Source organism: Rhodococcus sp. MT28 (assembly GCF_058792695.1).
Map to the genome: position 1 here is coordinate 1 of NZ_JBXAFD010000045.1, position 5,347 is coordinate 5,347.

The following is a 5,347-nucleotide window of genomic DNA, read 5'->3' on the forward strand; positions in this document are numbered from 1 at the left end:
GCACGCCGCCGACTCACCACCCCGTCCGGGATCGAGTGAACGACACGCTCACCCTCTTGGGCGAGGGGAACGGTACGTTCACACCATCAGGGGCGGGAACACGACTGAGGACGACAGGCACTTTGCCCGGATCAGTCGATGCCGTCGGCGGTGGCAGTCGCATACTTCGGCCGGCCAGCCGGCAGATACCTCTGAATCGTCACGCCCTTTGATGTGGCTCGCGATTCGGCCAGCTCTAGTGCGATGTCCGGTCCGGAGTCGGGAAACAGTCGCGTGCCCTGGCCTACCACCACCGGAACGATCAGCAGGATCATCTCGTCGACAAGATCGTTCGCGAAAAGCCAGCGGCACAGGTTGCCACTGCCGTGCACCTGAAGCTCACCGCCGGGTCTGGCTTTCAGTTCGCCGATCGCTGTGGCGGTGTCACCTGAAAGGGCCGTGGTGTTCTTCCATTGCGGATCGGTGAGCGTCGTCGACGCAAGGTACTTGGGCCGCGAATTCAGTGCGCTTGCAATGGGGTTGACGTCGGGATTCTCGAACGCGCCCCAATAGCCGGCGAAGATCTCGTACGTGTGTCGCCCGAACAGGAACGCGTCAGCGCGCTGGTAGACCTGGACGAGGTAATCCATGGCTTCGGTGTCCACCAATGGCGCGGACCAGCCGCCCCGCTCGAATCCACCTCGCCGATCTTCGTCCGGCCCACCGAGTCCTTGCATCACCCCGTCGAGAGTGGCGATGGTAAAGGTCGTCAGTTTCATAGTCGTACCCATCTCCCAGGCGTCGTCGGATTTCCGCTGTGCCGATATAGACCGTCGAGAAGCGGGAAAGTCATCGAGCGAACGTGGCGTTGATCGCCTTGGACCGACCGAACGTGCCGTTCGCTCAGGGGGGAGGTGGGGTCAGGGCTGAACGGGCACGGAGTCTGACGGGCTGGTCTCGGACTCCAGGGCGTCGCACGGAATCGCGAGCTCGGTCTGTTCGAGGCGGCCGCGAAGGGTGATGCTCTCGGTGATCGACCACTGTGCAGCCTCGGCACTGTCAGCGGCAGCCACAGCCCGACCGGATGCGGCGACGTTACCCGGAACCGTCTTGGCGACCTCGGACAGTCGCGCCGCTTCGTTGACGGGATCACCGATGACGGTGTACTCGAATCTCTCTCGCGCACCGACGTTCCCGGCTACGGCAACACCTGCGGCGACGCCGATTCCCGCGCTCACTTCCGGTACCTCGGCACGCAGGCGCTGCTGAATCTTGCGGGCAGCGGCGAGTGCGCTGCCGGCGTGATCGTCGAGTGTCGTCGGCGCTCCGAAGATCGCCAGCGCTGCGTCGCCCTCGAACTTGTTCACGAATCCGCCGTGCGCGTCGACCTCGTCGACTATGACGTCGAAGAAACGGTTGAGTAGAGCGACCACCGCCGTAGGGGAGTTGGTGGCCGCGATGGTGGTCGATCCGATGACGTCGACGAAGAGTACGGCAACGTCACGTTCTTCACCGCCGAGTTCCGGGTTTCGGCGAACCGCGTTTGCGGCAACCTCGTGTCCGACGTGGCGCCCGAAGAGGTCGCGTATTCGCTCTCGCTCGCGCAGACCCTCGGCCATGCGATTGAAGCCGGCCTGCAGTAGTCCCAGTTCCGTTCCGTCGTACACGACGACGGACGCGGTGAGGTCGCCACGGGTGACTTGTTCCATTCCTCGTCGCACGGACCGAATGGGGGCCGCGGCGGACCGGATGTTGATGTATGTCAGCCCGAGTCCGACGCACAGAGTGATCCCGCCGATGACGAGGATCGCGGTCGCGAGGGCTTGCCACGAAGCAGGCCGGATGAAGCTGAAGACCGCTACGAGCATCAGGCCGGTGACGGGAACTCCGCTTCCGAGCAGCCAGACGAGGATTGTCCGGCCGGTCAGTCCGAGAACGGCAGCCTTGCGGGGTGCTCCGGATTCGAGTGCACGCGCGGCAATCGGGCGGAGTGCGAACTCGCTGAGCAGGTAGCAGAAAGCGCACGTGGTGATACCGCTGAAAGCCACGGTGAACAGAACTTTCGGAATGGTATCGGGGTCGACGATTCCGTACATGGTCGTGAAGGTGATGAGCGCGGCCGTCCACAGGACGGCTTGCACTCGGGTCAGTCGCCACGGCCCGCGCAGCGCCGCGCGTTGATTCTGCTCTGTCGGTGGGTGATCCTCGGTGGCCCATCGAAGATCCCGCATCAGCCGTTTGGTGCCCCACAGCAGTCCGATGAGAAAGACACACCCGATGAAGACGGGCACGGCAATGAAGTTGATCCATGCGAATTCGGGGTGGATGATCGCGGGTCCGGGAACCACGAATCCGATGAGCACGATCGCCAGTACCGCTCCGATCAGGTTTGTGACCAGGAGGGGCGCGGTGAGTAGTGCCTGGACGCGGATTCGGCGGCGCCTGGGGCTTTCGTCGGTGGATCCGAGCAGCCACGACCCCAGGGGCGCACTCGGGACACGGCTTCGCTGCATAGTGTGTCGAGAGTAGTCGTAATGATCGCTTAGGGTGGTCCGGTGCGCCTAGTTATTGCTCGTTGCCGTGTCGACTATGTGGGACGCCTGACCTCCCACCTCCCTACCGCAAGACGACTGCTGTTGGTCAAAGCCGACGGCTCGGTCAGTATCCATGCCGACGATCGGGCGTACAAGCCGCTCAACTGGATGAGTCCGCCGTGCTGGTTGGTCGAGACCACCGGGGACGGCGACGACATCCTGTGGGTCGTCACCAACAAGGCGGGCGAGGAACTGCGGATCACTCTCGAAGAGGTCGAGCACGATTCGTCGTATGAACTCGGTCTCGATCCGGGATTGATCAAGGACGGTGTCGAGGCACACCTTCAAGAACTTCTGGCGGAGCATGTCGAGACACTCGGCCCGGGCTACACGTTGGTGCGGCGTGAGTACATGACGGCCATCGGGCCGGTCGATCTTCTGGTCCGAGACGCGGACGGTGCATCGGTGGCGGTGGAGATCAAGCGTCGCGGCGAGATCGACGGCGTCGAGCAGTTGACGCGCTACCTCGAATTGCTCAACCGCGATCCGCTGCTCGCGCCGGTCACGGGAGTTTTTGCAGCGCAACAGATCAAGCCGCAGGCAAAGACTTTGGCCAACGACCGTGGGATCCGTTGCCTGGTCCTTGACTACGAGGCCTTGCGGGGCACCGAAAGCACCGAGTTCCGCCTCTTCTGACGCTGTTTAGACTCGAACCATGCCGCGCCGCAAACCTTCGCCGAAGCAAACCCGTCGAACGGATACTCGGCGTGCTCGGGATTCGAGCGCGGAGTCGGCGTCACCAAGCGGCGTGTTGTTCGGCGGAGCGCTGGTCCGGGAGGAACCCGGGCCGGGCGGTGAAATGTACATGGTGAGGCCGATACCCGGCTCCAACGCGACGAAGTTCTATCGATGCCCCGGTTGTGATCACGACATCAGACCCGGCGTCGCTCACGTGGTGACGTGGCCTTCGGAACCGGGCGGCGCGAACGAGCGTCGACACTGGCACACCGGATGCTGGTCAGGCCGCGGTACGCGCAGCCTGACCAGACGGTGGTCCTGAGCGTCGATCAGTTCCTGGACTGGGCTCGCTGCTCGACGGCGCGGGTGTCGATCTCGGCGGTGTTCGTCTCGTCCGAGTCCTCGAGAACGTCGTCTTCGTCGATACTCGGTTCTGATTTGACCTTATCTGAGTCGACCGGATCTGCGTCGGCCTTCTTGTCTTCGATCTCGAGATCTTCCTCGGCTTCGACGATGACCGGAGCGGGCGGTGCATCGAGGAGTTCGCTCTCCCGGTTGACCGATGCGAGCATAGCCGGAACCGAATCGAGTTGTCCGCGAATACCCAAGAGCTGAGCCAGGATTCGGCCTCGGAGAACGCGCAGTTCTTCGGTGAGTTCCTTCGCGTGAGCGATCTTGCGCTCTGACTGATCAGTGGCGGCCTGCAGCCTGCGCTGGGCCTCGTGCGACGCATCGGCGAGTCGACGCTCGGCCTCTGCTTTGCTCGACGACTCCAGCTCGTTGACGGCGGCGACGACCTTGGCGCGGCGCTCCGACATCGAGATGTCGAAGTCTTCGCGGATCTGAGTGCGCTTGGCCTCGGACTCGGCAGCCAGTCGATCCCGCTCGGCCTGCGCGGCTTCGACGATCCGGGCGGCTTCGGTACGGGCCTGCGCCATGGTCTGCTCGTGCATGGTTTCCATCGCGTTGCGACGGTCCTCGAGTTCGGCGATCAGCGACTCGTAGTGACCACGAAGGCGGGCGCCGTCCTGTTCGGCGATGGAGGTCATCTCGGCTGCGTCGGCCTCGGCCTTCGCGCGCACCTCCGAGGCCTCGTCGGAGGCAAGGCGCAGCATGCGGCTGATGCGATCGCTCATGCCCTCCGCAGTGGTGGGCGGTACCGAGAGGCGGTCGACGTCCTTGCGGAGGTCGTCGATGTCGTCGCGTGCATCGTCGAGCTGCTTGGCGAGGTCACGGGCCTGCGCAGCGGCAGCATCACGATCAGCCGCGGTAACTCGCAGCTCCGCGTCGAATCGCTCGAAGTAGTTGCGTACCTCGTCGCGGTCGTATCCCTTCCGTGCGATCTGGAACGGAAGTTGGATCGAACCGCGGTCCTGCTCGTATGCCATGGCGACAATCTACCTGGCATACGAGCTGGAGTCGGGTCTGCTAGTGGCTCGCGTCGGGTTCGACCAGTTCCACCAGGACGCCGCCGGCGTCCTTCGGGTGAATGAAGTTGATGCGCGAGTTGGCCGTACCGCGTCGGGGAGCGTCGTACAGCAACCGAACCCCGCGGTCGCGAAGCTCGGCGGAGATGGCGTCGATGTCGGTGACCCGGTAGGCGAGCTGCTGGAGTCCGGGGCCGCTTCGGTCGATGAACTTGGCGATGGTCGAATTCTCGTCCAGAGGCGCGAGCAGCTGAACGGCAGTGGATCCGGCGGGGGAGCCGACGACGGAGAGCATGGCCTCACGCACGCCCTGCGATTCGTTGATTTCCTCGTGGGTCGACACCATGCCCAGGTGCTGCGTGTACCACTCGATTGCCACGTCGAGATCGGGCACCGCGATTCCGACGTGATCGATCGCGACGACGAGGTCGGACGACAAAGGTGCGAGTGCAGAACTGGGGGAGGTCTGTGTCATACCTTTCACGGTAGCGCTACCGTTTGAGGAGTACACGTCGGGATGTGACTTGGCTCTTAGGCCGCACGGAACCGACGACTATCTCTCTTTTGCAGCCGGAGGAAATCGTGACCAGTTCTGTGATTGTTGCGGGAGCTCGTACCCCGATGGGTCGACTCCTCGGATCGTTGAAAGACCTCTCCGGGTCCGACCTC

6 protein-coding genes are annotated in these 5,347 nt (G+C 63.6%); 2 read left to right on the forward strand and 4 right to left on the reverse strand.

Features of this window, described 5'->3' with window-relative positions; translation table 11 throughout:
- Positions 1 to 131: 131 nt before the first annotated feature.
- A complete protein-coding gene (locus AC1Q6C_RS33320) occupies positions 132 to 758 on the reverse strand; it encodes a dihydrofolate reductase family protein (protein ID WP_007733241.1) in 627 nt (208 codons plus the stop codon).
- Between the two features lie 141 nt (positions 759 to 899).
- Entirely contained in the window at positions 900 to 2,492 is a 1,593-nt protein-coding gene (locus AC1Q6C_RS33325) for an adenylate/guanylate cyclase domain-containing protein (RefSeq protein ID WP_492667113.1), read from the reverse strand.
- 42 nt (positions 2,493 to 2,534) lie between these two features.
- Here AC1Q6C_RS33325 and nucS point away from each other — a divergent pair, with 42 nt between their 5' ends.
- Both nucS and AC1Q6C_RS33335 read left to right on the forward strand, forming a co-directional pair.
- Positions 2,535 to 3,209, forward strand: coding sequence for an endonuclease NucS (gene nucS, locus AC1Q6C_RS33330; protein ID WP_007733244.1), 675 nt, complete (start codon positions 2,535 to 2,537; stop codon positions 3,207 to 3,209).
- Between the two features lie 19 nt (positions 3,210 to 3,228).
- A complete protein-coding gene (locus AC1Q6C_RS33335) occupies positions 3,229 to 3,573 on the forward strand; it encodes an Rv1322 family protein (protein WP_054828484.1) in 345 nt (114 codons plus the stop codon).
- Between the two features lie 7 nt (positions 3,574 to 3,580).
- On the opposite strand, the gene AC1Q6C_RS33340 is transcribed toward AC1Q6C_RS33335, so the two are convergent.
- Entirely contained in the window at positions 3,581 to 4,639 is a 1,059-nt protein-coding gene (locus AC1Q6C_RS33340; protein WP_042452411.1) for a hypothetical protein, read from the reverse strand.
- 40 nt (positions 4,640 to 4,679) lie between these two features.
- A complete protein-coding gene (mce, locus tag AC1Q6C_RS33345; RefSeq protein WP_007733251.1) occupies positions 4,680 to 5,153 on the reverse strand; it encodes a methylmalonyl-CoA epimerase in 474 nt (157 codons plus the stop codon).
- Between the last annotated feature and the right edge of the window lie 194 nt (positions 5,154 to 5,347).

Bases quoted from the DNA above. Each gene is read 5' to 3' on its own strand.
- mce (WP_007733251.1), bottom strand. From the start codon at position 5,153: ATGACACAGACCTCCCCCAGTTCTGCACTCGCACCTTTGTCGTCCGAC.
- AC1Q6C_RS33340 (WP_042452411.1), bottom strand. From the start codon at position 4,639: ATGGCATACGAGCAGGACCGCGGTTCGATCCAACTTCCGTTCCAGATC.
- AC1Q6C_RS33325 (WP_492667113.1), bottom strand. From the start codon at position 2,492: ATGCAGCGAAGCCGTGTCCCGAGTGCGCCCCTGGGGTCGTGGCTGCTC.
- AC1Q6C_RS33335 (WP_054828484.1), top strand. From the start codon at position 3,229: ATGCCGCGCCGCAAACCTTCGCCGAAGCAAACCCGTCGAACGGATACT.
- AC1Q6C_RS33320 (WP_007733241.1), bottom strand. From the start codon at position 758: ATGAAACTGACGACCTTTACCATCGCCACTCTCGACGGGGTGATGCAA.